Origin of the sequence: Paractinoplanes globisporus DSM 43857, assembly GCF_000379645.1 — a bacterium.
Lineage (GTDB): Bacteria > Actinomycetota > Actinomycetes > Mycobacteriales > Micromonosporaceae > Actinoplanes > Actinoplanes globisporus.
Map to the genome: position 1 here is coordinate 99,704 of NZ_KB903302.1, position 24,445 is coordinate 124,148.

Sequence of the window (24,445 nt, forward strand, 5' to 3'; positions counted from 1 at the left end):
TCCCGATGGTCCTCGCCGTCTTCGCCGGGTTGCCGGGGGTCGGGAAGAGCACGCTTGCCGCGCGGGTGGCCGCCGAGCTGCCCGCGGCCGTGCTCGCCGTCGACACCGTCGACTTCACGTTGCAGCGCTACGAGGTCACCGAGACGCGGCCGGGCTATGCCGCGTACGGTGTCGTCGCCGCGCTGGCCGAGCTGCAGCTGCACATCGGCCACCACGTGATCATCGACGCGGTCAACCCGGTGAAGGCGGCGCGCCAGCTGTGGGTCGAGCTCTCCGAGCGGATGAAGGTGCCGCTGCGGGTGGTCGAGGTGGTGTGCGGCGACGACGCCGAGCACCGGCGGCGGGTCGAGGCCCGCTACGAGTCCCGCGACCACGACGGGATCCCGGACTGGGTACGGGTGCTGGAACGGCAGAAGGAGTACGAGCCGTACCTGGGCCCGCGCCTGGTCGTCGACACGTTCCTGGCCAAGGAGCCGGTCGGGCCGGTCGTGGAGTACCTCAGCTGACCCGGCGTACGTCGAAGGCGTCTTTTTCCGGCGAGCCGAGGTATTCCTGATCTTTCATGCGGCACCAGGCCGGGATGTCGTTGGCGGCGGCCGGGTCGTCGGCGAGCACGCGGACGACCTCGCCGACCCCGACATTCCGGATGTTCTTCGCCAGCTCGATCACGGGCAGCGGGCATTTCCGGCCGAGGCAGTCGAGCGTGATCACATCCCCGCCTCTTTCCTGATCTTCTCGACCAGGCCCGGCAGGACGGTCAGGAAGCGGTCCACTTCCTCGGCGGTCGTGCCGCGGTGCAGCGAGACCCGCACGTTGCCGTGGCTGAGCACGCCCATCGCCTCCAGCACGTGGCTCGGCCGCAGCGTCGACGCCGTGCACGACGAGCCGGACGACACCGCGAAGCCCTCCCGGTCCAGCGCGTGCAGCAGCGCCTCGCCGTCCACGTAGAGGCAGGAGAAGGTGACCAGGTGCGGCAGCCGGTCGACCGGGTCGCCCACCACCTCGACGTCGGGCACGGTCGCGGGAACCCGGTCGCGGATCCGGTCGACCAGCGCGCTCAGCCGCGCCGCCTCGGCCCCGGCCTCGGCGAGAACGGCTCGCAGGCTCGCCGCCGCGGCCACGACGGCGGGCAGGTCGAGGGCGCCCGTCGCGCCGGGACGATAAAGATCATCTTGCGGGTACGGTGAGATCCACCGCACACCCTTGCGCACCACCAGCACGCCCACGCCCGGCGGGCCGCCCCACTTGTGCGCGCTCGCGCTCAACATCGACCAGCCCGGGGGCACCGGGTGGTGGCCGATGGACTGGGCCGCATCGACGAACAGCGGGACGCCGGCCTCGGCGCAGTAGTCGGAGGCGGCCGCGACCGGCTGCACGGTCCCGGCCTCGTGACTGGCGCTGATCAGGCTGGCCAGTGCGACTCCCGGGGCGGAGACGGCCGCGTCCCAGGCGGCCAGGTCGAGCCGGCCGAGGCGGTCGACTCCCACCTGCATGCTCTGACCTTTTTGGGCGGCGTGCAGGACGGCCGAATGCTCGATGGCCGAGTGGACCAGCGTGTCGCCCTGACGGCGGCGGCCGGCGAGTCCACCGAGCACGGCGGCCTGCACTGCCTGCGTGCCGGACGACCACAGTGACACCTCGTCGGGGCGTACGCCCAATGTCTCGGCGAAAACGGCCGTGGCCGCGTCACTCAGCTGCTGGGCCCGCCGGCTCGCGGAATAGAGCCTCGACGGGTCCGCCCAGCCGTCGGCCAGCGCGGCGACCAGCGCCTCGGCCGCGACCGGATGCAGCGGTACGGCGGTGGCCGCGTCCATGTAGGCCGCCGCTCCGGCGGGAACGCCCGTGTATTCCACCCTGCGAACGGTATCGTCCGTTTGTTGAGGGGTTCCGCAGGCGTTGAAGATCCGACCCCCGGAACCGGACGGTAGGGCCTGGTCGAGTAATGTGCGACCGTCGGTGACGCCTTGCCGCCCGTGTCCGTTTTCGGGCTGGGGCGACGCTGCTAAGGGAGGCAGAAGCAGGTGGGCGCAAAGAGTTCGGCCGCACGGAGGCGAGGGGCAGTCCGGATCGCCGGGCTCGGTCTCGGCGGCGCGGGGCTGCTGTTCCTGCTATCCGGTTGCTCGTTGGAGAGCTTCGGGAGCGCGTTCGGCAACTTCGGCTGGCCCAGTAGCGGCGTGAGCCTCCAGGCCCACAAGATGTACGACCTGTGGATCGCGGCGGTGATCGCGGCCCTGGTCGTCGGCATCTTCGTGTGGGGCCTGATCTTCTGGTGCATCATCCGGTACCGCAAGCGCGGCGACGAGCTGCCCGTGCAGACCCGGTTCAACATGCCCATGGAGGTCCTCTACACGGTCACGCCGATCCTCGTGGTCGCGGTGCTGTTCTACTACACCGCGATCGTGCAGACCGACGTGGACAAGCTCTCCAAGAACCCCGACCAGATCGTTCAGATCACGGCGTTCAAGTGGCAGTGGGAGTTCGACTACCGCGACGGCATGGGCAAGGACGCCAACACGGTCGCCTCGACCATCGGCTCGGCCGACGTCATCCCGCTGCTCGTCCTCCCCACCGGAGAGAAGATCCGCTTCGAGGAGACCTCGAAGGACGTCATCCACTCGTTCTGGGTGCCGGAGATGCTGTTCAAGCGGGACGTCTTCCCCGGCAACGTGCGCAACGTCTTCGAGGTGACCCTCGACAAGGAGGGCCGCTACGTCGGCCGGTGCGCCGAGCTCTGCGGCACGTACCACGCCTTCATGCAGTTCGAGATGGTCGTGGTCTCCCCGGAGAAGTTCGACCAGTTCCTCACCGCGAAGAAGGCCGGCGCCTCCACCCAGGAGGCGATGGAGGCGATCGGCTTCACCGGCAAGGACGCGTACGCCGTGACCACCGAGCCGCTGAACACGCGTCGCCAGGCGAACAGCTGGAACCAGCACGACGCCGTGGCTTCGGGAAAGTAAGGGACGCGACGTGAAGACCGAATACAAGATCTTCGGCGGGGTGGCCGTCTTCCTGTTCTGCGCCGCCACCCTGTACGGCTTCTGGACCCACGGCGCGACCGGCCAGACGGAGTGGATCGGCGTCGTCGCGCTGATCCTGTCCGGCCTGCTCTGCACGATGTGCGCGACGTTCTTCATGTTCGTCTCGCGGCGCATCGAGCCCCGCCCGGAAGACCGGGAGGACGGCGAGATCGCCGAGGGCGCCGGCGAGATCGGCTTCTTCAGCCCGGGCAGCTACTGGCCGTTCGGCATCGCCCTGGCGGCCACGGTGGCCGGCCTGGGCCTCGTGTTCTGGATGTGGTGGCTGATCGGCGCCGGTCTGATCATGGTGATCTTCGCCGCCAGCGCGATGATCTTCGAGTACTACTCGGGCACCCGCCACACCGCCGAGCACTAGATCTGTTCTTGTCAAAAAGGCCCGCGGTCGCGGGCCTTTTTGCTATGCGGCGCGGCGCTGTTGCGGGGCCGTCCAGCGGCGGGGGCCCTGGGGCTTCCACCAGAGGTGGACGACGATGGGCGCGACCACCTCGGCGGCGCCGCAGCGGGTGCAGACCAGCTCGGGGCAGTCGTCGTGGCCGTCCGTGCAGGGCGGCACCTCGAACATCATGTCGCCGTCGCAGATGACACAGCGCAGTTCTCGTTCGGACACGGGTGGCTCCTTCGCTCGTCGCCGGACCGTGCGGATTTCCCGAATGTCCTTCAGACGCTGCCACGGAACGCCGGCATCACGGAGCATTGTCGGCGGCGTGTCCCGCCCGATTTTCGCTACTCCGCGGCCTTGGCGGCCTGCGCCGACTCCACCCAGCGGGCCAGCTGAGCCGTCGCGGCGCCGGAGTCGATCGTCTCCTGGGCCCGGGCTATTCCGGCCCGCAGCGTGTCCCTGAAGTCGCCGGGGAAGCCGGCGTGCGCGGCGAGGGCGGCCGCGACGTTGAGCACCACGGCGTCGCGCACCGGGCCGGGCTCGCCGGCGAACACCCGATGGGCCACCTGGGCGTTGAACTCCACGTTGTCGCCCCGGAGATCGGCCGGCTGGCTGCGGGGCAGGCCGAGCTCGACCGAGTCGACCACGAGCTCCTCGACGGCGCCGGAGCGGGCGATCCACAGCCGGGTCGGCGCGGCCGTGGTGAACTCGTCGAGGCCGTCCTCGCCGCGCACCACGAGAGCCGAGTCGCCGCGGCCGGCGAAGACGGCGGCCATCACCGGCGCCATCCGCTGGTCGAAGCAGCCGACCATGGCCGCCGTCGGGCGGGCCGGGTTGGTCAGCGGGCCGAGCACGTTGAAGAACGTGGGGACGCCCAGCTCGCGCCGGGTGACCGCGGCGTGCCGCATGCCGGGGTGGTAACGGGCCGCGAAGCAGAAGCCGATCCCGGCGTCGGCGACCGTCTGGGACACGCCCTGCGGGCCCAGGTCGAGCGGGATGCCGAAGTGCTCGAGCAGGTCGGCCGTGCCGGTCGTGGAGGAGGCCGAGCGGTTGCCGTGCTTGACCACGGTGACCCCGGCGGCGGCCGTGATGATCGCGGCCATCGTGGAGATGTTCACCGTGTTGGCCCGGTCGCCGCCGGTCCCGACCACGTCGACCGCGTTGGTGCGCACCTTTTCCGGCAGCTCGACCAGGGTGGCGTTGGCCAGCATGGCCTCGACCAGGCCGGCCAGCTCGCCCGGGGTCTCGCCCTTGGCGCGCAACGCCATCGCGAACCCGGCGATCTGGACCGGCGTGGCGTTGCCCGCCATGATCTCGCCCATCGCCCAGGCGGTGTCGGCGGTCTCCAGCTCCTCGCCGCGCAGCAGGGCGCTAGTCAGGTTCGGCCAGGTGCGTGCGCCCATGGCGGGGCCTCCGGGGGGATTGGAAGAGGGGGTCGGTCAGCCCAGGTGGCCCAGCGTGCCCAGCGGGATCGCGCCGGCGCGGCGGGCGCGCAGCATCGCGGCGATCGTCTGGCCCGTGGTGACCGGGTCGAGCGGGTAGGTCAGGGTCTGGTCGACCTGCGCGTACGCCGCGAGCCAGCGGTCGGCGGCGCGGGCGATCACGACGCAGACGGGCGGGGGAGTCGCGTACTCGTCCTTGGTCTGGCGGGCGATGCCCAGGCCGCCTGCCGGGGCCGCCTCGCCGTCGAGGACCATCAGGTCGATCTCGTACTTGTCCAGGAGGATGCGGCACTCTTCCCAGGTGGAGGCGTCGACGAACTCGACCGCGAGATCGGCCGCGGGGCGAGTGCCGATGGCGAGCCGGATCCGGTCGCGGACCGCGGGGTCGTCGCTGTAGAGCAGGACCGTGTAGAGATCCGGCTGCGGAGTCGCCTGTGCGTCGGTCATGAATAGCCCCGGGTTCGTCGTAGGTGCTCGCTGATCGTACCGAATGTGATTACCGGCCGTCTGGCGGGTTTGTGATCTTGATCGCCGCCGCCCGAGCTGCCTCTTCGGCCTCGGCGCGGTCCAGGGCGCGGTCGATCCGGCGGGCCTCCCGTTCGGACTGCTTGATCCACTGCATGATCAGGATGCCCAGCATCGTGACGCTGATGATCTCGCCGCCGGCCCACAGGATGCCGCCCGCCGTGACCTGGTCGTCCCACGGGTTCGCCCAGGTCAGGTGCAGGCTCGGGTAGTAGTCGCCGGCCAGCAGCGTCTTGCTCTGCATGATGGTCAGCCCGAGGACTGTGTGGAACGGCACGGACAGCACCATCAGCAGCGCGCGTCCCGGGTACGGCCAGCGGTTGGGCAGCGGGTCGAGGCCCAGCAACGGCCAGAAGAACAGGCAACCGGTGACGATGAAGTGCACGTGGACGAGCTCGTGCAGCCAGGCGTGCTCGAGGGTCGCGCGGTACAGGCCGGTGAAGTAGAGGATGAACGGGTTCGCGATGAAGATCGCGAACGCGACCAGCGGGAACGTCAGCACCCGCACCACCCGGCTGTGCAGCACCGCCAGCAACGACTTGCGGCTGCCGCCGTGCAGCGTGCGCAGGGCGAGCGTCACCGGGGCGCCCAGCGCCAGGAAGATCGGTCCGACCATCGACAGCACCATGTGCTGGACCATGTGCACCGAGAGCAGCGTGTCGTCGTACGCCTCGACGCCGCTCAGCGTGACCGCCGCGATCGAGCCGAGTCCACCGGCGACGAACGCGACCGTCCGCCCGATCGGCCAGTGATCACCGCGCTGCATCAGGCGGTAGACGCCGTACCCGTAGAGCGCGGCCGAGACCAACAGGATCAGGGCGACCAGGCTGGTCAGGTGGATCTCGCTGAAGATGCGCGCCGGCGTGAAGGGCGGGAGAACAGTATCCCCGCCCGCGGCCAGCGGCGTGGGCGTTTCGGCTAGCTGCACCACTCGAGGCTAGGCCTATCCGGTCGGCGCACGTTATCCCGGGCTGCGACACGTGCCGGATTCCACCCCCCGCGGCACGTTGGACTGATCGCGGGGCAATAATGAGCCCGTGACAGCGGCCTCAGCCATCGACAAGAGCCGGATCCACTCGCTGACCCGACCGAACATGGTCAGTGTCGGCACGATCGTGTGGCTCTCCAGCGAACTCATGTTCTTCGCGGCGTTGTTCGCCATGTACTTCTCGATCCGAGCGGCGGACTACAGCCTGTGGGACGAGCACACGCCGGAGCTCAACATCCCGTACGCGACCACCTTCACGGTGATCCTCGTACTCTCCTCGGTGACCTGCCAGCTCGGCGTCTTCGCGGCGGAGAAGGGCGATGTCTACGGGCTGCGGCGCTGGTTCACCATCACCTTCGTGATGGGTTTGATCTTCGTGCTCGGCCAGGCGAACGAGTACCGCAACCTGGTCCACGAGGGCGTCGCGCTGAACAAGGACGGCTACGGCTCGATGTTCTACCTGACGACCGGCTTCCACGGCCTGCACGTCACCGGTGGTTTGATCGCCTTCATCGTCTACATGATCCGTACGACCATGGGCCGGTTCACCCCGGCGCAGGCGACGTCGGCGATCGTCGTGTCGTACTACTGGCACTTCGTGGACATCGTGTGGATCGCGCTGTACGCCATGATCTATTGGCTTCAGTGACCCGCGTCCGTCCATGAGTTTCAGGTCAAAAACCAGAGGGACACAGCTGATGACTTCAGGATCCCCCGCCGGGCGGAGGCCCCGGTTGAGCAGGCTCGGTAGGGGTGTGTTCACCCGGCGCCGCGGCGTGCCGAGCCGGGCGCGCCGGCGTCTCGGCGCGGCGGTGCGCATGCTCGCCGCGCTCGCGCTCGCCGGCGGCGTGTACACCGCGTTCGCTCCCGGCGCCTTCGCCGAGGACAACGTGCCACTCTCCGCGACCGCGCAAGAGGGCAAGCAGCTGTTCGACAACAGCTGCATCACCTGCCACGGGCGCGACGCGCAGGGCGTGCAGGGCCGGGGTCCGAGCCTGATCGGCGTCGGCTCCGCCTCGGTGGAGTTCCAGGTGGGCACCGGCCGCATGCCGATGACCCGCCAGGAGGCGCAGGCCGAGGAGAAGAAGCCGGCCTTCGACAAGACGCAGACCAGGCAACTGGGTCAGTACATCCAGGAGCTCGGTGGAGGCCCCGAGCTGCCCAAGGACGGCGTCTACACGGAGGACCTCAACCAGAACCCCGAGGCCCTGGCCCGCGGCGGTGAGCTGTTCCGCGTGAACTGCACCTCCTGCCACGGCTACGGCGGCGGGGGCGGTGCTCTCTCCTCAGGCAAGTACGCGCCGGGCCTGCACGACGTCTCCCCCGAGCACATCTACGCGGCCATGCTGACCGGCCCGCAGAACATGCCGGTCTTCGGGGACAACGAGCTCACGCCCGAGCAGAAGCGCCAGATCATCACGTACATCACGGTGCAGCTGCAGCAGGACAGGGACCCGGGTGGCCTGTTCAACCTCGGGCGCTACGGCCCGGTGACCGAGGGTCTCGTCATCTTCGGTGTGGGCATCACGATCCTGGTCTTCACGACGCTGTGGATTGCGGGGAAGTCATGACGACCATGCACGACGAGACGGAACCGGTCGACGTCAGCGACCCGCGCCTGACGCGATTCGACATCGTCAAGGAAGGCGCCCGGCGCGACGAGATCGAGATCGTCACGTACGAGTCGCAGTTCCACGGCACGGACTCCAAGGCCGAGAAGCGCGTCGCGCGCAACATCGCCCTGCTGTTCCTCCTGGCCGGTGCCGCCGGCCTGGCCTTCCTCGGCTTCTACATCTGGTGGCCGTGGGAGTTCGAGCTCGGCGACACGCTGAGCGACTACTACACGCCGCTGCTGGGCATCTCGCTGGCGATCGCGCTGTTCGGCATCGGCTTCGCGATCCTCGCCTGGGCCAAGAAACTGCTGCCGCACGAGGTGTCGATCCAGCAGCGGCACAACGGCGGCTCGCCCGCCGAGCAGCAGACCATCACCGGCCAGACCATGCTTTTCGTGGGCGAGGAGCTCGGACAGGGCGTGCAGCGCCGGCCGCTGCTCAAGGGCGCCATCGCGGTCGGTCTCGCGCCGCTCGGCCTGGCCGTCGCGGCGCCGCTGATCGGCGGCCTGATCGAGAACCCGCACAAGGACGACCCGCCGTTCATGTTCTCGACCGGGTACAACCCGGCGCACAACGGCGGCAAGCCGGTGCGGCTGACCCGCGAGGACGGCTCCCCGATCCGTCCCGACGACGTCAGCACCGGCGGGCAGATGACGGTGTTCCCCGGCATCCCCGGCGGCGCCACCAACGAGTGGGCCGACTCGCCGACCCTGCTCATCCACCTGCGGCCCGACGACGCGGCGCTCACCCGGGCGAACGCCAACGCCGACCCGCGCAACAAGGACTCGATGTGGGGCGACTACGTCGCCTACTCGAAGATCTGCACGCACGCCGGCTGCCCGGCGAGCCTGTACGAGCAGCAGACCAACCGTCTGCTCTGCCCGTGCCACCAGTCGCAGTTCCTGATTACGCGTAACGCGCAGCCCATTTTCGGGCCCGCCACTCGCCGACTGCCCATGTTGCCGCTTACCGTGGACGACGAAGGGTTCTTCGTGGCAGTTCGCGACTACAAGGACACCGTCGGACCCGATTTTTGGGAGCGGCCATGAAACGCCGGAAAGTCGACCTCGCGCAGGCGCCCGTCACGTTCGCCAAGGGCGTCGACGAGCGCTACAAGGCGGCCACCCCGCTGCGCGGGCTGCTCAACAAGGTCTTCCCCGACCACTGGTCTTTCCTGCTCGGTGAGATCGCGCTCTTCTCGTTCATCATCCTGCTGCTGACCGGCACGTTCCTGACCCTCTTCTTCGACCCGTCGATGAAGGAGGTCGTCTACGACGGCGCCTACCCGGCCCTGCGCGGCGTGCCCATGTCGGCGGCGTACGAGTCGACCCTGCGCCTGTCGTTCGAGGTGCGCGGCGGCCTGTTCCTGCGGCAGATGCACCACTGGGCGGCGCTGCTGTTCGTGGCGGCCATCGTCGTGCACATGGCCCGCATCTTCTTCACCGGCGCGTTCCGCAAGCCGCGCGAGGCGAACTGGGCGATCGGCGTCCTGCTGTTCCTGCTCGGCTTCCTGGCCGGCTTCACCGGGTACTCGCTTCCCGACGACGGCCTCTCCGGCACCGGCCTGCGCATCGCCTCGGCGATCATGCTGTCGATCCCGGTCGCCGGCACCTGGATCTCGGCGTCGATCTTCGGCGGCGAGTTCCCGGGCCACCTGATCATCGGGCGGTTCTACATCGCCCACGTGCTGCTCATCCCGGCCGCTCTGCTCGCCTTGATCAGCATCCATGTGGGCCTGGTCTTCGTGCAGAAGCACACCCAGTGGCCCGGCCCGGGGCGGACGAACACCAACGTGGTCGGCGAGCGCATGTTCCCGCGGTACGCGCTCAAGCAGGGCGGCTTCTTCATGGCCGTCTTCGGCACCGTGGCGCTGATGGCGGGCCTGTTCCAGATCAACCCGATCTGGCTGTTCGGTCCGTACCGTGCCTCCGAGGTCTCGTCGGCCTCGCAGCCCGACTGGTACGTCATGTTCATGGACGGCCTGGTCCGTCTCATGCCGAACTGGCAGATCTACATCCCCATCGGCGAGGGGTACAGCATTCCGCCGCTGTTCTGGCCCGCGGTGGTCGGCCTCGGCGCGCTCACCACGATCCCGATGTTCTATCCGTGGATCGAGGCACGCCGTACCAAGGACAAGTCGATCCACAACCTGCTGCAGCGCCCGCGGGACAACCCCGAGCGCACCGGCATCGGCGCGATGGCCTTCACGTTCTTCATCGTGGCGACCCTGTCCGGCGGTAACGACGTGATCGCCGACAAGTTCCACATCAGCCTGAACGCGATGACCTGGGCCGGCCGGATCGGGCTGCTCATCGGGCCGCCGCTGGCCTACTTCATCTCGGTCCGCATCTGTCTGGGCCTCCAGCAGCACGACCGCCAAGTGCTGGCGCACGGCGTGGAGACCGGCATCATCCGCCGCCTCCCGAACGGCCAGTTCATCGAGGTCCACCAGCCGCTCGGCCCGGTCGACGACCACGGACACCCCATCCCGCTCGAGTACGGCGGCTGGGTCGTCCCGAAGAAGATGAACCGCGTGGGCGCCCTGGCTCCCGCGATCAAGGGCTTCTTCTTCCCGGTCGAGAAGCCCGCCGAGGCGCCGGTCTCGCCCGGTATGCCTCCGGTGACCGCCGCGGAAGAGCGCGAGGAGATCACCTCCGGCCGCTGAGTTCACTGACGAGAAAAGGGGCTCCCTCGGGGGCCCCTTTTCTCGTGCTTACGGTGTCTCAGTCGGCGTCGGGGAGGCCGATGGCGAAGGCGTCCTCGAGGTCGTGCTTGGAGTAGGCGCGGAAGGCGATGTGGGACTCGGTGTTGACGACGCCGGGGGTCTTGGAGATCTTGCCGGCAATGACCTCGGCGATGTCGTCGAAGTGCGGGACTCGGACGATGGCGATCAGGTCGACGTTGCCGGCCACCGAGTAGACCTCGCTGACGCCGTCCAGAGCGGCCAGCGCCTCGGCGACCTCGGGGATCGAGTCGGTGGCGCAGTCGATGTGCACGATCGCGGTGTTCACCTGGCGGCTCCTCGGCGATGAGAGCGGAACGGTCGCGACCATGCTATCGGCGCGCGGTCAGGCTGTGACCTGGACGGTCAGGCCGCCGGGTGCGCGGATCGCGTCGACGAGGTGCTCGCCGGGGAGGATCTCGGCGTGCGGCCAGACCACGACGCGGGTGGCGTCTCCCCGGACACGGGCGTGCGGGCCGATCACGCAGTCGCTGACGCGTCCGGTGATCTCGGCGGTGGGGTCGATCAGGGTCCGGCCGTTGGCGGCGTGCAGATTGGCTCTCAAGTAGTCGGCCGGGGTGCCGGTGTCGATGTAGAGGCCGTCGTAGCCGATGAGCTCGAGCTCGCCGGCGGCCTCGGCGGGGCGCCAGACGGTGCGGACCAGACTGCCGTGGTCGTGCTCGTCCAGCTCGCGGACGTAGCGCCAGGGCAGCAGGGAGAAGCCGGCGAAGCGACGGCCGCTGAAGCCGCCCGTCTCGCCGGGGCGGCACGGCTTGGTGAGCATACGGACCGTCGTGCCGGTCCAGCCGTCCAGCATGGCCGCGATGTCCTTGCCCGGGGACTGGTGCGGGTCGGCGAGGTAGGCGTCGGCGTTGCCGATGAGGACGCCGCGACCGTCGATCCAGGACCTCAGGCGGGCGACGCCGCCGGAGGTGCCGAGCGGGCCGTCGGGCTCCACGGAGAGGTGGGCGCGGGCGCCGACGTGGTCACGTACCTGGTCGGCGAGGTAGGCGGCGTTGACGGCCGCGTCGAGTCCGAGCGCGGCCACCCGGCTCAGGGCGCGATCGAGCAGGGGGACGTTGCCGACCGGGCAGAGGGCCTTGGGGAGGCTCTCGGTGAGGGGTCGGAGGCGCCGGCCCTCACCCGCCGCCAGGACAACGGCGCATATATCCGGCATTCCGATCATTTCGCCTGAGGGCCGATGCCGTAGCGGCCCAGGAGGTACGCCGTGTTGGCGCTGAGGTGGGGGAGGTCGGCGACCGGGAACCAGCGGGCCTCGAGCACCTCGGCGCCGTCCACCCGCAGCGGCGTCGTGGCGGCCGGCACCGAGGCGAAGAAGACCGTGTCGACCACGCCGACCACGTGGATGATCGCGTTCGGCGAGCCGGCGGTCATGTCGGCGGGGTCGACCCGGACGCCGGTCTCCTCGAAGAGCTCGCGCGCCGCGCCCACCACCGGCTGTTCGCGCTTTTTCAGCAGGCCGGCGGGCAGGCCCCAACCGCCCCGGTGCGGCTGGCGGAGCAGCAGCAGGCGGTCCTCGCCCTCGGCCGCCTCCGAGTCGCGCAGGACGGTGACCGCGCCCACCACGTAACGGGGAGCGACGATCTTGGCCAACGTGCGGCGCATGGGCAGTGGCAGACCGTAGAACGTGGTGTACGCCAGGCCGCGCACTCGCCGAGGGAATTTCACGTAGGCAAGGCTATCGGCGACCGGGGCACGACTCAGTCGGGGTGGTCGACCAGCGCGATGAGCTGCTCGACGACCGCGTCCGGTTCCAGGTTGCGCTCGCAGACGGCGACCAGCATCGTCTCGAGATCGGGGTACCCCAGTTCCTCGGCCAGCCGGCGCAGCGGCACCTCGCTGGCCAGGCCCCGGTCGTGCTTGCGGAGGGTGAGCCCGATGGTCGCCCGGCCGAGCCGCACCTTGTCGGCGATGCTCATGCCGGGCTGGTTCTTGTCGTCGAAGTAGCGGTTGATCTGCAGCTGGGCCTGGCTCGACTTGACGAAGCCCAGCCATTCCTTGCGCGGGCCGCGCGGTGCGTTCGGCTCGACCTCGACGTGGCCGTCGGACTCGGAGAAGATCTCGACGACGTCGCCGTCGCGCAACGGCGAGCTCAGCGGGGCGAGGCGGCCGTTGATCGTGGCGGCCAGGCACTCGTCGCCGGTCTCGGGGCCCAGTTCGTACGCCAGATCGACGGGGGTGGAGCCGCTCGGCAGCTCGAACGCCTGGCCGTGGGCGAAGATCGTGATCTGGCCCTCGGCGAGGTCGCAGCGCAGCGAGGCCAGGAACTGGGCGGCGTCGGTGGTGTCCTGCTGCCAGTCGAGCACCCGCTTGAGCCAGGAGAGCTGGTCGGCGCCGGACACGTCGGTGGTCTCGGCGACCTTGGGATATCGGTACGTCGTGGCGACGCCGTACTCGGAGTACTGGTGCATCGTCTCGGTGCGGATCAGCACCTCGACCAGGCGGCCGTCGGGGCCGGTCACGGTCGTGTGCAGCGAGCGGTAGAGGTTGTTCTTCGGGGAGGCGATGAAGTCCTTGAAGCGGCCGGCGACCGGGCGCCACTGGCCGTGGATCGCGCCGAGCGCCGCGTAACAGTCGGTGGCCGGGCCGTCGACGATCACCGCAATGCGGGGCAGGTCGAACGGGATCGGGTGGCCGCCGGCGACCGTGTCTTTCCAGATCGAGTAGTAGTGCCGGGGGCGGGCGCGCACCTCGGCCGACACCCGCTGGCGGCGCAGGGCGGCGCGGGCCTTGCCGGAGACCTCGGCGAGGTAGTCGTCCCAGCCGGGGCGGTTGCGCACGTGGTCGTCGATGCGGGCGTAGGACTCGGGCTCGAGGTGGTAGAGCACCACGTCGTCGAGGTCGCGCTTGAGGGCCTGGATGCCGAGCCGGTCGCAGAGCGGGACCAGCACGTCGAGGGTCGCGGTGGCGATCCGGGCGCGGCTCGCGGGGGAGCGGGCATCGAGCGTGCGCATGTTGTGCAGCCGGTCGGCGAGCTTGATCACCAGAACCCGGACGTCCTTGCCGGCTGCGACGATCATCTTGCGGATGGTCTCGCCCTCGGCCGCCTTGCCGTAGAACGCTTTGTCGAACTTGGTCACGCCGTCGACCAGGTGGGTCACCTCGGGGCCGAAGTCGCTGTGCAGCGCCTCGAGCGTGTAGCTCGTGTCCTCCACCGTGTCGTGCAGCAGGGCGGCGACCAGAGTCGTCGTGTCCATGCCGAGCTCGGCGCAGATCTGGGCGACGGCCAGGGGATGCGTGATGTACGGATCGCCTGATTTGCGCATCTGGCCGCGGTGCATGTTCTCCGCGATCGCGTAGCTGCGGCGCAGGACGCCGGCGTCGGCGGAGGGATGGATGCCGCGGTGGGTCTTGGTGAGGCGCACGACCGGGTCGTCGTCGTTGCCCGGGAAGCTGAGGAACGAGCGCAGTCGTCTCGAGATGGAGCTGGGGCCGACGGCGGGAGCTTGGGTGGGGAGGGCACGTCCAAGGGCGGCGCCGTGGCCGGCGTCGACGTCCACTGGACACCCCCTCACCGCTCGGTCGCCCGGAACCCGTGAGGCGCCGTGCGATCCGCCTGGCAAATCGCCGTGAAGTCACCCGAACCACTCCGGGGGATTCCACTTGCCTTACAGCCTAAGCGAGCGAGCGTCATCCGAACGGTCAGTTACGGATGAGCGAACGGCCGAGTCTTTGCCCGCTGCTGCGGCTTCTGCCCGGTTGAGCAGGGCGGTGAAGCGCGCGGCGCCACGAACCGGTGACACCCAGTCGCCGGAGGTTTCCACCAACCGGGTGTCTGGTCGCTCGAGCCAGGCGAGGATCCGCTCGGTCTCCTCGGCGCTCGCGGCCGGCACCGGGCCCGGTCCGGGTAGGACCGTCTCGGCGGTCATCTGGGCGGCGTCGAGAGTGGGCCGGGGATGCTCGCGGGGCGGCGAGGTGGCCGCGGCGGCGAGCCGGCCGTGCCGGACCACGATGATCTCCCACCCGCCGATGCCGTCCCGCCGGGCGGCGACCACCTCGGCCAGGCGGGTGACGGCGGACAGCCGCTGCATGCGGACGGTCGCCCGGAGCAGGGCGATCAACCGCGACCGGAGGACCGCCGCCTCCTCGTAGCGCTGGTGCTCGGAGAGGGCGTCGATGCGACCCATCAGGGCGGCCACGACGATCTCGGGGTCGCCGTGGATGGCCGTGCGGAACGGCAGGGCGGCGGTCGACGCGTACGTCTCGGGGGAGATTTGGTGTTGGCAGGGTGCGGGGCATTTGCCGAGCTCGGCCAGCGCGCAGGCCGGGGTGGGGGTGCGAATGGACAGGGAGTGGCCGCACTGGCGCAGCGGGAGAGCGTCGTACACCCCGGCGGCGGCCAGCTCGGCGGTGCGCCGGGAGGAGAACGGGCCCAGGTAGGCCGCGTTGTCGTCGGCCAGGCGGCGGACCACCGACAGGCGCGGGTAGACCTCGTCGGTGAGCTTGAGCCAGACCACCCGCTCGGGGTACTTGGACCGCCGGTTGTACGGCGGGGCGTGCGCGGCGATCAGCCGCAGCTCGCGCACCTCGGCCTCGAGCGAGTGGGCGCACTCCACCGCCTCGACCCGGGTGGCGGCGCCGAGCATCTCGGAGATGCGGGCGCGTTTCTCGCTGGCGGTGAAGTAGCTGCGGACGCGGGTGGCGATGTCTTTCGAGGTGCCCACATAGAGCGGGCGGTCGTCGGCCGAGCGGAAGACGTAGACCCCGGGGACGTGGGGCAGGCCCTCGGCCAGGTGGCGCTGGCGGCGCTGGGTGGGCGTGACCGCCTTGGCGAACTCGATGGCGTCACCGAGCGTATGCACCCGGAAGCTGCCCAGCCGCTCGATCAGGCCGTGGAGCACGTCGACCGTGGCCCGGGCGTCGTCGAGCGCGCGGTGGGTGGGCTGGACCGCGGCGTGGAAGAACTGGGCGAGCGTGCCGAGCTTGCGGTTGGGCACCTCGTCGCGGGTCAGCGCGCGGCGGGCCACGGCGGCCGTGTCGAGCACCCGCGGGTTGGGCCAGGGGTAGCCGTGGCGGGCACAGGCCGCTTTCAGGAAGCCGACGTCGTAGGGCGCGTTGTGGGCGACCAGCACCGACCCCCGGAGGAACTCGAGCAGGCTCGGCAGCACCACCTCGATCGGCGGGGCCGGGGCCAGCATGGCGTCGGTGATGCCGGTCAGGACGGTGATGAACGCCGGGATGCGCTCACCGGGGTTGACCAGGGTCGCGAAGACGCCCAGCTCCTCGCCGCCGCGGACCTTGACGGCGCCGATCTCGGTCACGCCGGCGCCGTCGGCCGCGCCGCCGGTGGTCTCGAGGTCGAGCACCACGAACGTGGTGTCGGCCAGGGAGAGCGCCGCCGGATCGGTGAGAAGCGTGTCCAGAGTGCCCTGGACATAAGCGGGTTGTGCCACGGCGGGGAGATTAGAGAGGGGGTACGACAAATTCCCGGGAGCGGCCCTTGAAAAGATCACTTGCTTCGACAAGCTTTTCTGCGGTCCACGGTGTGAGAATGGGTAGATGTCCGAGCCTTCGTTTCCCGGCGACCGCCCCGCGGAGGAGGCGGCGGCTGCCCAGGCTGAGTTGGCTCAAGACGTGGAGTTCGTCCCGGAGCCCATCCTTCCCGAGCCGGTCCGGCAGCGGATAACGGCCCTGGCCGCGGCGGCCCTGCCCGGCCTGCCCGGCGACGAGATCCCGGTGGTGCTGCGCCGCGTCGCCCGCTTCGCACCCAACCGCCGGGCCCGGCTCGGCGGCCGCGAGATCGCCGCGCAGCTCACCTCCGACCCGCTCTTCCGGCAGCGGATCAGCGGCCGGGTCGTCACCGAGGCGGGTGACCTCGGCAGCGCCGTGGTCGCCGGGATGGCGCCGGCCGCCGCCGACCCGGTCGAGGTCGCCGCGCTGGCCTATCTGGCGCGTCCCGAGGGCTGGCGCGACCTGATCGAGGGGGCCGGCGAGGCGGTCCGGGCCGAGGCCGACAGCGCCGCCGTGGCGAGCCAGATCCGCGAGGCCGAGCGCCGGGCCGAGCGCGCCGAGCACGACCGCACGGTGGCGAGGGTCGAGGCCGACAAGCTGCGCGACGAGCTCGCCCGGGTGCGCGAGGAGCTGGGCACCCTGCGCGAGGAGTCGCGGACCACCGCCAAGGCCCTGCGTGAGGCGCAGGCCGGGCAGAAACGCGCGAGCGACCTGCTGGCCACGGAAAAGGGACGCGCGTCGCGCATCGCCGCGGACCATGACGCGGAGGTACGCCGTCTGAAGGCGCGCCTGGCCGAGGCGGAGGCGCAGGCCGCGACGGGCAAGCAGAGCGCGAAGGACGCCCGCGCCGCCGACGACGCCCGCCTGTGGCTGCTCATCGAGACGATCGGGCAGGCGGCCTCGGGGCTGCGGCGCGAGCTGGCGCTGGGCCCGTCCGAGAAACTGCCCGCCGATTTCGTGGCCGACGCCGCCGCCGACCGGCCCGGCTCGCCCGAGCGGTCCCGGGCCCGCGCCCAGGACACCGACGACCCCGGCCGCCTCGACCAGCTGCTGGCCCTGCCCCGGGCGCACCTGATCGTCGACGGGTACAACGTGACCAAGCGCGGCTTCGCCGAGATGTCGCTCGAGCAGCAGCGCAAGCGGCTGATCACCGGCCTGGGCGGCATCGCGGCGCAGACCGGCGACGAGATCACCGTGGTCTTCGACGGCGCCGAGCGGGTGCACGGCCTGCCGCCGGCCCCGCGCGGGGTCCGCGTGCTCTTCTCCCGCAAGGGCGACACCGCCGACGAGCTGATCCGCCAGCTGGTGCGGGCCGAGCCGGCCGGCCGGCCGATCGTCGTGATCTCCTCGGACCGGGAGGTCGCCGACGGCGTGCGCCGCCACGGCGCCTACCCCATGGGCGCCGATTCCCTGCTCAGGCGCCTCGCTCGGAGCTGAGCTGGCTGGCTCCGCTTCGCTCCGCGGGCGATCGCCCCGCTCATCGGCGGGGCGATCGCGGGCAGCTCATTTATTCTGCGTCCCCGAGAGGATGCCGGTTTTTGTCGTACCCCTCGCCTAGCGTGACGGTCACCGATGGTGGTCGGAGAACCACCCGGGTGAGGAGGAGTGATGATCGTCGACTGCGGTCGCTGCGCCGGGCCGTCCGACGCGTGCCGGGGTTGCCTGGTCAGCGCGCTGCTGGACACGCCCGATGGCATTGCCGACCTGACCCCCGGCGAGCTGCGGGCGATCGAGACGTTCGAGCTGGCCGGCTTCGAAGTGGAGATCGTGGAGACCCCGGAGCCTCCGGTCGTCGTCCCGATGCTGCCGCGCCGTCACGTGGCGTGATCTCTCTAGGATTGCTCGGATGATGACGTCGCGGGCCTGGGCGACCGGCACCCTCGTTGTGTTGCTCGTGCTGCTCGCCGTCTTCGCCGCCGTGACCATCCCGTGGCATCGTCCGCCCGCGCCCCGGGCCGATCAACTCGCCGCCCTCGGCTCGCTGCCGGCCGACAAGGTGGCCCGGGCCCGCCAGTTCCACGCCGAGCTGCGCCCGGGGTCGTACGGCGCGATGGCGATCGGCCTGCTCGTCGCCCTGGTGCTCGGGCTGACCCCGCTCGGCGCCTGGATAGTCACTCAGGTCGGCCGGGCGTTCGGCGGCAACTGGGTGGCCGAGGCCCTGCTCGGCGGCCTCGCCGTCGTGCTGGTCGCCGAGGTGATCACGCTGCCGTTCGCGGCCTGGCGGCACGTCGTCGTGGTGCGCTACGGCATCTCCACCCAGAGCTGGGGCGCCTGGTCGGTCGACCTGCTCAAGTCGTGGGCGGTCGGCGCCGTGATCGGCGGGGTGGCGCTGCTCGGCTTCTACACGATCACCCACTTCGCGCCGCGGTGGTGGTGGGCGTTCGGGGCGGCCGGCGCGGCCGGGCTCGTGGTGCTGCTCTCGTTCGTGCTGCCGGTGCTGGTCGAGCCGGTGTTCAACAAGTTCACGCCGATGGCCGACGGCCCACTGCGCACCGAGCTGATCGCCCTGGCCGACCGGGACGGCGTTCCCGTGCGGGACGTCCTGGTCGCGGACGCGTCCCGGCGCACCCGGGCGGTCAACGCCTACGTCTCCGGGCTCGGCCCGACCCGGCGCATCGTCGTCTACGACACCATGCTCACCGAGGCCACGCCCGACGAGGTCGTCTCCGTGGTGGCGCACGAGCTCGGCCACGCCAAGGACAACGACGTCCTGATCGGCACGATCCTCGGCGCCCTCGGCACGGCCGCCGCCGTGATCGCGCTGTTCCTGCTCGGCTCCTGGTCCGGCCTGCTGCGTCTGGCCGACGTCGACTCGATCGGCTCACCGCGGGCCATCGGGCTGATGCTGGCCGTGGTCACCGTGGCCGGGCTGGTCGCCGGGCCCGCCCAGGCGTACGTGTCGCGCCGCATCGAGGCCCGGGCCGACGAGCACGCGCTGACGCTGACCGGCGACCCGGAGACGTTCGAGGCCATGCAGCGCCGCCTCGGCACCGTCAACCTGTCCGACCCCGACCCGCCCACCTGGGAGTACGTGATCTCCGCCTCGCACCCGTCCACCGTGGAACGGATGGCCGCCGCCCGCGCCTACGCCCGGGGCGAGCGCTGATGGGCCGCACCCTGCTCATCACCAACGACTTCCCGCCCCGGCCGGGCGGCATCCAGCAGTTCGTGCACAACCTGGCGGTCCGGCAGCCGGCCGGGTCGCTGGTCGTCTACGCCTCCACCTGGAAGGGCGCGGAGAAATTCGACGCCGAGCAGCCGTTCGAGGTCGTCCGCGAGCGGACCGGGGTGCTGCTGCCGACGCCGGCCGTGGCGAAACGGGCCGCGTCGCTGGCCCGGGAGCACGGCTGCGATCGGGTGTGGTTCGGCGCGGCCGCCCCGCTCGGGCTGCTCGCCGACGGGCTGCGGCGCACCGCCGGCGTGACCCGGGCGGTCGCGCTCACCCACGGCCACGAGATCGGCTGGGCCGCGCTGCCCGGCGCCCGCCGGCTGCTGCGGCGCATCGCCCGCGGCAACGACGTGGTGACCTACCTGGGGGATTACCAGCGCACCCGGCTCGACCGGGCCCTGCGCGGGCTTACCGACCTCGAGCGCCTGGCCCCGGGCGTGGACGTCGACGCCTTCCACCCCGGCGTCGACGGCTCGGCGGTCCGCGCCCGGCACGGGCTCACCGACCGGCCGGTGATCGTCTGCGTCTCCCGGCTGGTGCCGCGCAAGGGACAGGACATGCTGATCCGCGCCCTGCCCGCGGTCCGGCGCCGGGTACCCGACGCCGCGCTGCTGCTGGTCAGCGGCGGGCCGGCCCGCGCCAAGCTCGCCCGCCTGGCTCGCGAGCAGGGGGTGGAGTCGTCCGTGGTCTTCACCGGCTCGGTGCCGTGGGCGGAACTGCCCGCGCACTACGCGGCCGGCGACGTCTACGCGATGCCGTGCCGCACGCGGGCCGCCGGTCTGGACGTCGAGGGCCTCGGCATCGTCTACCTGGAGGCCTCCGCGACCGGACTGCCGGTCGTCGGCGGCGACTCGGGCGGCGCACCCGACGCCGTCCGCGAGGGCGAGACGGGCTACGTGGTCGGCGGCCGCGACCTCGCCGCGCTGACCGCCCGCCTGACCGAGCTGCTCACCGACCCGGCCAGGGCCAAGGCGATGGGCACCGCCGGGCGCGCCTGGGTCGAGCGCGAGTGGCGCTGGGAGACGCAGGCCGCCCGCCTGGAGCATCTGCTGGCGTGAATGAACCACGCCCGCGCCGGAACCTGACAGACGGGCCCGGCCGGGCGGCGTAGGAAGGGCGGAGAGCTTCCCCGAGACGGAGCCTTCGATGCCGGACGCCATCACCGACGCCCCCGTTCCCGAGCAGCCCGCCCCCGACACCGTCGAAGCCGACGTGCGGCATGAGTTCGAAGAGGGGGAGCTCGACCTTCCGTACTGGCTGACCAGCACGGAGGAGGCGGCCAACACCTCGTTCGGGCGGATGCTGCGGCGGCTGCCGAAACTGCTGGGCGAGGCGTGGCTGCTCGCCTGGCGGGTCGATCCGTGGACCGCGGCCGGTCTCGCCGTGCTCCAGATCGCCGCGGGCGCGGCCAGCGCGCTCGGGGTCATCAGCGTGGTCGGGGTCTTCAACGGGCTGCTCCAGGCCGGTCCCACCCCGGATCGCGTGCGGGCCGCCATCCCCTCGCTGGTCCTGCTCGTCGGCGCGGTGTCCCTGCGGGGCGCTCTCGTCTCGGGGGCCGCCGCGGCGAACGGCCGGCTGACGCCGAAGGTCTACCAGGCCGCCCAGATGCGGCTGCTCACCCTCACCACCCGGGTCGACCTGGCGACCTTCGACGACCCGTCGTGGCGGGACGCCATGGAGCGCGCCCGCGACCGCGGCATCAACGCGGCCGAGCAGCTCGTCGACCGGGCCATCGAGCTCGTCACGAACATCGTCGGGATCGCCGCGGCGGCCGGCGTCCTGCTCGTGCTGCACCCGGTCCTGCTTCCGCTGCTCGTGTTGTCGGTGCTGCCGGTGGCCTGGGCGTCCGTGCGGTCGGCCCGGCTCGAGCGCCGGCGGGTGCTGCGGCTCATCGCGGTGTGGCGGCGGCAGCGGATGCTCTTCGACCTGCTCGCCGCCCGCGAGCCCGCGCCCGAGATGCGGGCCTTCACGTTGCGCGAGTTCATGCTGGCCGAGGTGCGGCGGCTGATCGCGAAGTCGACCGACGAGGAGATCCGGGTCAATACGCGACGGGTGCGCACCTCGCTGATCGGCACCGCGCTCAGCGCGGTCGCGACCGGCGTCACGTATGCGGTGCTGTTCTGGCTCCTCTGGACCGGGCGGATGGAGCTCGCCGCCGGCGGCGGGGCCGCGTACGCGATCAACATGGGCATCGGCAAGCTCCGGGAGCTGACGCTGACCGCCAACCGGGCCTTCGAGATGGGGCTCTACTTCGACGACTTCCAGGGCTTCTGCGAACTGTCGCGACAGCGGGCGGAACCGACGCCGGACGGCGTCGCTCCGCGTAGCTTCCGCGAGATCACGCTCGACCGGGTCACCTTCCGCTATCCGGATGCCGACAATCCGGCCGTACGGGACATAAGCCTGACCTTGCGGAAGGGTGAGGTGATCGCGCTGGTGGGGGAGAACGGCTCGGGGAAATCGACGCTGGCGGCGGTGATCGCCGGGCTGTACCGCCCGCAGGAGGGCAGCGTGACCTGGGACGGCTTCGACGTGACCGGGCTCGACCCGGAGACGCTGCGCGAGCGGGTGGCCGTGGTGATGCAGGAGCCGACCCGCTGGCCGATGTCGGCCCGCACCAACATCACGATCGGCCGCCACGACCGCGCCGTCACCGTGCAGACCGTGCACGAGGCGGCGCGGGCCGGCGACGCGCACGACTTCGTGATGGAGCTTTCCCGGCAGTACGAGACGCTGCTGTCCCGGCACTTCACCGACGGCGCCGACCTCTCCGGCGGGCAGTGGCAGCGGCTGGCGGTGAGCCGGGCCTTCTACCGCGATGCGCCGCTGCTGATCTGCGACGAGCCGACCGCGAACCTCGATGCCCGCGCCGAGCACGACGTCTACCAGCGGCTGCGTGAGCTGGCCGCGGGCCGTACGGTCGTGCTGATCACGCACCGGATGGCCAGCGTGCGCGACGCCGACCGGATCTACGTCCTCGACCACGGCTCGGTCGTCGAGCAGGGCGATCACTCGACGCTGATGGCGTCCGGCGGCATCTATTCCCAGCTGTTCACGCTGCAGGCCAGCGCATATCAATCCGCGTGAGTCTGGTCGCACCGCCCGGCCCGGCAACTTTCCCGTGGCAGAGTTTTCTCATGGACCCGCTGGGTGTGGCAGTTATCGTCGCCGTTCTGATCGTGGCGACGACGTTCGGCCTGTGGCGCCGTCGCACGGACGGCGTGATCCGCGACGAGGCCGCGGAGAAGAAGCGCCGCGCCGACATCCTGGCCGCGGCGGGCCTCGAGGTGGTCGAGATCCCGGACCGCTCGGAGCCGAACGCGGCCGCGACCACCGCGGCCAAGGCGGCCTCGACCGCGGCGGCCGCGGCGGTGGCCGGCACGCACGTCATGCACCCGCCGGCCCGGCCGCTCTCGGCAGTCGCGCCCGCCCCCACGGCATCGGAGCCCGTCGTCGTTCCCGACACCGAGGAAGAGCCCGGCGTCGTCGAGGATTCGCCCGGCGACCCGAGTGCCGCCGGCGAGCGGCTGGCACCCGGGCTCCTGGAGCGTCTCGGGGTCGGACCGGCCCCGGTCACGCTGCTGCAGTTCTCGTCCGCCTTCTGCGCGCCCTGCCGAGCGGTGCGCCGGGTCAGCACCGAGGTCGCCGAGCTGCTCCCCGGCGTCCAGCACGTGGAGATCGACGCCGAGAGCCACCTCGACGAGGTGCGTGAGCTGGGCATCTGGCGTACGCCGACGTTGCTGGTCCTCGACGCCGAGGGCCGGGTGGTCAAGCGCGCCACCGGCGTCCCGAGCAAGCCCCAGCTGATCGCCGCGCTGGCCGACCTGCTCCCCGCCGCCGACTGATCGCTGGTCAGGCCGGGGTCGAGTCGAGGATCTCGGCCGGGGTGTGGGCCGGCGCGGTGCCAGTGGTTCGGGTCAGTGTCCGCGCGCCGGGAATCAGGAGCTGAGAGACGGCCGAGGCCAGCAGGATCGCCGCGCAGACGGTGAGGACCGGGTTCACGCCGTACCGGGCCGACAACGGACCGGCCAGGGCATTGCCGATCGGCATCGCCAGGAACGAGGTCAGGGTGTCCCACGAGGCAACCCGGCCCAGGGCGGTCTGCGGGATCTGGTCCTGGATGGCGGTTTCCCAGGCGACGTCGAAGAAGATCAGGCCGGCCCAGCCGATCACGGCACCCGCCAGTACCGCCACCAGGGTGGCCGGCCAGACGTACGCAAAAGCCCAGAGTGGCATCAGCATGAGCGTGAGCCAGCCCGCCCGGAGCAGGCGACGGGGTTTGAAGCGCAACGCGACCGCGGCGCCGATCACGCCGCCCAGGCCCTCGGCGGCGGCGATGAAGCCGGCGGCGGAGGCGCCGCCCAGGCGCTTGATGGCGATCACCTGCACCAGCACGAGGATGACGCCGTTGGCGACGTGGTAGACCGTCGCGCCGAACAGGCCACCGATCAGCCAGTCGCGGCTGGAGATCTCGCGCCAGCCCGCCCGCAGCTCGTGCAGCATGGGCGCTCGGGGGCCGCGGGTGGCCCGGGCGCGCAGCAGCAGGCAGGCGGCCATCGAGGCGAGGAAGCTGACCGCGTTGACCGCGAAGCCCGCGGGGGCGCCGAAGGCCGCGACGGTGAGGCCGCCGAGCGCGGGCCCGGCGACCGAGCTGCCGGTCTGCAGGATGCTCAGCGTGGCGTTGGCCGACTGCAGGCGATCGGCCGGGACCAGCAGCGGGCGCAGCGCGGTCATCGCGGGGTTGAAGAAGCTGCCGGCGCCGGAGGAGACCGCGACCAACGCGCAGAGCAGCGGCAGGTGGTAGCCGCCGCCGGCGAACATGAGGGCCATCGCGGCCGAGGCGAGCAGGCGGATCAGGTCGGAGACGACCATGACGCGCTGCGGCTGGAGGCGGTCGGCCCAGACGCCGCCGAACAGCGAGCAGGCCAGCAGCGCGGTGAACGAGCAGGCCATGACGATGCCGAGGTCGCCCGCGCCGCCGTCGGCCCGCACGATCGCGAAGGCGAGGGCGACGGTCTGGAAGCCGTTGCCGATCCAGGACAGGGTCTGGCCGGCGGCGAGGAGGCGGAAGTCGGAGATCATGCGAGCGACGCTAAT

Annotated in this window: 25 protein-coding genes; 13 read left to right on the forward strand and 12 right to left on the reverse strand. The window is 71.1% G+C overall.

Going from position 1 to position 24,445, the window contains the following annotated elements:
• The first annotated feature begins 5 nt into the window (after positions 1–5).
• Positions 6–506, forward strand: coding sequence for a P-loop nucleotide/nucleoside kinase family protein (locus tag A3CQ_RS0116750; RefSeq protein ID WP_020512097.1), 501 nt, complete (start codon positions 6–8; stop codon positions 504–506).
• Here the strand turns inward: A3CQ_RS0116750 and A3CQ_RS0116755 are convergent.
• Both A3CQ_RS0116755 and A3CQ_RS0116760 read right to left on the reverse strand, forming a co-directional pair.
• Positions 499–711, reverse strand: a complete 213-nt coding sequence (locus tag A3CQ_RS0116755; RefSeq protein ID WP_020512098.1) for a sulfurtransferase TusA family protein — start codon at positions 709–711, stop codon at positions 499–501. The genes A3CQ_RS0116750 and A3CQ_RS0116755 overlap by 8 nt on opposite strands.
• A complete protein-coding gene (locus A3CQ_RS0116760) occupies positions 708–1,814 on the reverse strand; it encodes a cysteine desulfurase family protein (protein WP_026205774.1) in 1,107 nt (368 codons plus the stop codon). Before A3CQ_RS0116760 ends, A3CQ_RS0116755 begins: the two co-directional genes overlap by 4 nt.
• A gap of 207 nt (positions 1,815–2,021) precedes the next feature.
• Between A3CQ_RS0116760 and ctaC the strand changes: the two genes are divergently transcribed.
• Together ctaC and A3CQ_RS0116770 are read left to right on the forward strand one after the other, a co-directional pair.
• On the forward strand, positions 2,022–2,957 hold the full coding sequence (ctaC, locus tag A3CQ_RS0116765; RefSeq protein WP_026205775.1) for an aa3-type cytochrome oxidase subunit II: 936 nt from the start codon (positions 2,022–2,024) through the stop codon (positions 2,955–2,957).
• A gap of 10 nt (positions 2,958–2,967) precedes the next feature.
• Positions 2,968–3,393 carry a cytochrome c oxidase subunit 4 gene (locus A3CQ_RS0116770; RefSeq protein WP_020512101.1) on the forward strand — a complete coding sequence of 142 codons (426 nt, stop codon included), beginning with the start codon at positions 2,968–2,970 and terminating at the stop codon, positions 3,391–3,393.
• Positions 3,394–3,435: 42 nt separating this feature from the next.
• On the opposite strand, the gene A3CQ_RS0116775 is transcribed toward A3CQ_RS0116770, so the two are convergent.
• From A3CQ_RS0116775 to A3CQ_RS0116790, 4 genes are all read right to left on the reverse strand, one after another.
• Positions 3,436–3,645 carry a hypothetical protein gene (locus tag A3CQ_RS0116775; RefSeq protein WP_020512102.1) on the reverse strand — a complete coding sequence of 70 codons (210 nt, stop codon included), beginning with the start codon at positions 3,643–3,645 and terminating at the stop codon, positions 3,436–3,438.
• Positions 3,646–3,761: 116 nt separating this feature from the next.
• Positions 3,762–4,820, reverse strand: coding sequence for an anthranilate phosphoribosyltransferase (gene trpD, locus A3CQ_RS0116780; RefSeq protein WP_020512103.1), 1,059 nt, complete (start codon positions 4,818–4,820; stop codon positions 3,762–3,764).
• Between the two features lie 36 nt (positions 4,821–4,856).
• The gene (locus tag A3CQ_RS0116785; RefSeq protein WP_020512104.1) at positions 4,857–5,306 is read right to left on the reverse strand and encodes a hypothetical protein; all 450 of its coding nucleotides are present in this window, start codon (positions 5,304–5,306) and stop codon (positions 4,857–4,859) included.
• A gap of 49 nt (positions 5,307–5,355) precedes the next feature.
• A complete protein-coding gene (locus tag A3CQ_RS0116790) occupies positions 5,356–6,315 on the reverse strand; it encodes a cytochrome c oxidase assembly protein (protein ID WP_020512105.1) in 960 nt (319 codons plus the stop codon).
• A gap of 106 nt (positions 6,316–6,421) precedes the next feature.
• Between A3CQ_RS0116790 and ctaE the strand changes: the two genes are divergently transcribed.
• The 4 genes from ctaE to qcrB are packed head-to-tail and all read left to right on the forward strand — an operon-like array spanning position 6,422 to position 10,650.
• A complete protein-coding gene (gene ctaE, locus A3CQ_RS0116795; protein WP_020512106.1) occupies positions 6,422–7,021 on the forward strand; it encodes an aa3-type cytochrome oxidase subunit III in 600 nt (199 codons plus the stop codon).
• Between the two features lie 49 nt (positions 7,022–7,070).
• A complete protein-coding gene (gene qcrC / locus A3CQ_RS0116800; protein ID WP_026205776.1) occupies positions 7,071–7,943 on the forward strand; it encodes a cytochrome bc1 complex diheme cytochrome c subunit in 873 nt (290 codons plus the stop codon).
• The gene (qcrA, locus tag A3CQ_RS0116805) at positions 7,940–9,034 is read left to right on the forward strand and encodes a cytochrome bc1 complex Rieske iron-sulfur subunit (RefSeq protein WP_020512108.1); all 1,095 of its coding nucleotides are present in this window, start codon (positions 7,940–7,942) and stop codon (positions 9,032–9,034) included. Before qcrC ends, qcrA begins: the two co-directional genes overlap by 4 nt.
• Positions 9,031–10,650 carry a cytochrome bc1 complex cytochrome b subunit gene (gene qcrB / locus A3CQ_RS0116810; RefSeq protein ID WP_020512109.1) on the forward strand — a complete coding sequence of 540 codons (1,620 nt, stop codon included), beginning with the start codon at positions 9,031–9,033 and terminating at the stop codon, positions 10,648–10,650. The genes qcrA and qcrB overlap by 4 nt, the downstream gene beginning before the upstream one ends.
• A gap of 58 nt (positions 10,651–10,708) precedes the next feature.
• On the opposite strand, the gene A3CQ_RS0116815 is transcribed toward qcrB, so the two are convergent.
• The 5 genes from A3CQ_RS0116815 to A3CQ_RS0116835 form a co-directional block, all read right to left on the reverse strand.
• A complete protein-coding gene (locus A3CQ_RS0116815) occupies positions 10,709–10,996 on the reverse strand; it encodes an Lrp/AsnC family transcriptional regulator (RefSeq protein WP_020512110.1) in 288 nt (95 codons plus the stop codon).
• A gap of 57 nt (positions 10,997–11,053) precedes the next feature.
• Entirely contained in the window at positions 11,054–11,890 is an 837-nt protein-coding gene (locus tag A3CQ_RS0116820) for a nucleotidyltransferase family protein (RefSeq protein WP_085944319.1), read from the reverse strand.
• A complete protein-coding gene (locus tag A3CQ_RS0116825) occupies positions 11,890–12,333 on the reverse strand; it encodes an NUDIX hydrolase (RefSeq protein WP_084699119.1) in 444 nt (147 codons plus the stop codon). The genes A3CQ_RS0116820 and A3CQ_RS0116825 overlap by 1 nt, the downstream gene beginning before the upstream one ends.
• Positions 12,334–12,428: 95 nt before the next feature.
• A complete protein-coding gene (locus tag A3CQ_RS0116830; protein WP_020512113.1) occupies positions 12,429–14,228 on the reverse strand; it encodes a RelA/SpoT family protein in 1,800 nt (599 codons plus the stop codon).
• Between the two features lie 108 nt (positions 14,229–14,336).
• Positions 14,337–16,121 carry a DEDD exonuclease domain-containing protein gene (locus A3CQ_RS0116835; RefSeq protein WP_020512114.1) on the reverse strand — a complete coding sequence of 595 codons (1,785 nt, stop codon included), beginning with the start codon at positions 16,119–16,121 and terminating at the stop codon, positions 14,337–14,339.
• Positions 16,122–16,227: 106 nt separating this feature from the next.
• Here A3CQ_RS0116835 and A3CQ_RS0116840 point away from each other — a divergent pair, with 106 nt between their 5' ends.
• The 6 genes from A3CQ_RS0116840 to A3CQ_RS62790 all read left to right on the forward strand — a co-directional run bounded on the left by A3CQ_RS0116840 (position 16,228) and on the right by A3CQ_RS62790 (position 23,193).
• Positions 16,228–17,616, forward strand: a complete 1,389-nt coding sequence (locus A3CQ_RS0116840; RefSeq protein ID WP_026205777.1) for an NYN domain-containing protein — start codon at positions 16,228–16,230, stop codon at positions 17,614–17,616.
• Between the two features lie 171 nt (positions 17,617–17,787).
• Positions 17,788–18,006: a hypothetical protein gene (locus A3CQ_RS0116845; RefSeq protein WP_020512116.1), complete on the forward strand. Its 219-nt coding sequence runs from the start codon at positions 17,788–17,790 to the stop codon at positions 18,004–18,006.
• A 22-nt stretch (positions 18,007–18,028) separates the two neighbouring features.
• Positions 18,029–19,285 (forward strand): M48 family metallopeptidase, encoded by a 1,257-nt coding sequence (locus A3CQ_RS0116850; RefSeq protein ID WP_026205778.1) that lies wholly within the window; start codon positions 18,029–18,031, stop codon positions 19,283–19,285.
• A complete protein-coding gene (locus tag A3CQ_RS0116855) occupies positions 19,285–20,406 on the forward strand; it encodes a glycosyltransferase family 4 protein (protein WP_020512118.1) in 1,122 nt (373 codons plus the stop codon). Before A3CQ_RS0116850 ends, A3CQ_RS0116855 begins: the two co-directional genes overlap by 1 nt.
• 88 nt (positions 20,407–20,494) lie before the next feature.
• Positions 20,495–22,435 (forward strand): ABC transporter ATP-binding protein, encoded by a 1,941-nt coding sequence (locus tag A3CQ_RS0116860; protein WP_020512119.1) that lies wholly within the window; start codon positions 20,495–20,497, stop codon positions 22,433–22,435.
• 50 nt (positions 22,436–22,485) lie between these two features.
• Positions 22,486–23,193 carry a thioredoxin family protein gene (locus tag A3CQ_RS62790; protein ID WP_020512120.1) on the forward strand — a complete coding sequence of 236 codons (708 nt, stop codon included), beginning with the start codon at positions 22,486–22,488 and terminating at the stop codon, positions 23,191–23,193.
• A 7-nt stretch (positions 23,194–23,200) separates the two neighbouring features.
• On the opposite strand, the gene A3CQ_RS0116870 is transcribed toward A3CQ_RS62790, so the two are convergent.
• Positions 23,201–24,430 (reverse strand): MFS transporter, encoded by a 1,230-nt coding sequence (locus A3CQ_RS0116870; protein ID WP_020512121.1) that lies wholly within the window; start codon positions 24,428–24,430, stop codon positions 23,201–23,203.
• Between the last annotated feature and the right edge of the window lie 15 nt (positions 24,431–24,445).

Excerpts from the sequence above, each read along its gene's own strand:
- A3CQ_RS0116760 (WP_026205774.1), bottom strand. The coding sequence starts at position 1,814 with ATGGACGCGGCCACCGCCGTACCGCTGCATCCGGTCGCGGCCGAGGCG.
- A3CQ_RS0116785 (WP_020512104.1), bottom strand. The coding sequence starts at position 5,306 with ATGACCGACGCACAGGCGACTCCGCAGCCGGATCTCTACACGGTCCTG.
- A3CQ_RS62790 (WP_020512120.1), top strand. The coding sequence starts at position 22,486 with ATGGACCCGCTGGGTGTGGCAGTTATCGTCGCCGTTCTGATCGTGGCG.
- trpD (WP_020512103.1), bottom strand. The coding sequence starts at position 4,820 with ATGGGCGCACGCACCTGGCCGAACCTGACTAGCGCCCTGCTGCGCGGC.
- A3CQ_RS0116855 (WP_020512118.1), top strand. The coding sequence starts at position 19,285 with ATGGGCCGCACCCTGCTCATCACCAACGACTTCCCGCCCCGGCCGGGC.
- qcrC (WP_026205776.1), top strand. The coding sequence starts at position 7,071 with ATGACTTCAGGATCCCCCGCCGGGCGGAGGCCCCGGTTGAGCAGGCTC.
- A3CQ_RS0116845 (WP_020512116.1), top strand. The coding sequence starts at position 17,788 with ATGATCGTCGACTGCGGTCGCTGCGCCGGGCCGTCCGACGCGTGCCGG.
- A3CQ_RS0116850 (WP_026205778.1), top strand. The coding sequence starts at position 18,029 with ATGACGTCGCGGGCCTGGGCGACCGGCACCCTCGTTGTGTTGCTCGTG.
- qcrB (WP_020512109.1), top strand. The coding sequence starts at position 9,031 with ATGAAACGCCGGAAAGTCGACCTCGCGCAGGCGCCCGTCACGTTCGCC.
- A3CQ_RS0116825 (WP_084699119.1), bottom strand. The coding sequence starts at position 12,333 with ATGCGCCGCACGTTGGCCAAGATCGTCGCTCCCCGTTACGTGGTGGGC.
- qcrA (WP_020512108.1), top strand. The coding sequence starts at position 7,940 with ATGACGACCATGCACGACGAGACGGAACCGGTCGACGTCAGCGACCCG.
- A3CQ_RS0116750 (WP_020512097.1), top strand. The coding sequence starts at position 6 with ATGGTCCTCGCCGTCTTCGCCGGGTTGCCGGGGGTCGGGAAGAGCACG.
- A3CQ_RS0116860 (WP_020512119.1), top strand. The coding sequence starts at position 20,495 with ATGCCGGACGCCATCACCGACGCCCCCGTTCCCGAGCAGCCCGCCCCC.
- A3CQ_RS0116840 (WP_026205777.1), top strand. The coding sequence starts at position 16,228 with ATGTCCGAGCCTTCGTTTCCCGGCGACCGCCCCGCGGAGGAGGCGGCG.
- A3CQ_RS0116870 (WP_020512121.1), bottom strand. The coding sequence starts at position 24,430 with ATGATCTCCGACTTCCGCCTCCTCGCCGCCGGCCAGACCCTGTCCTGG.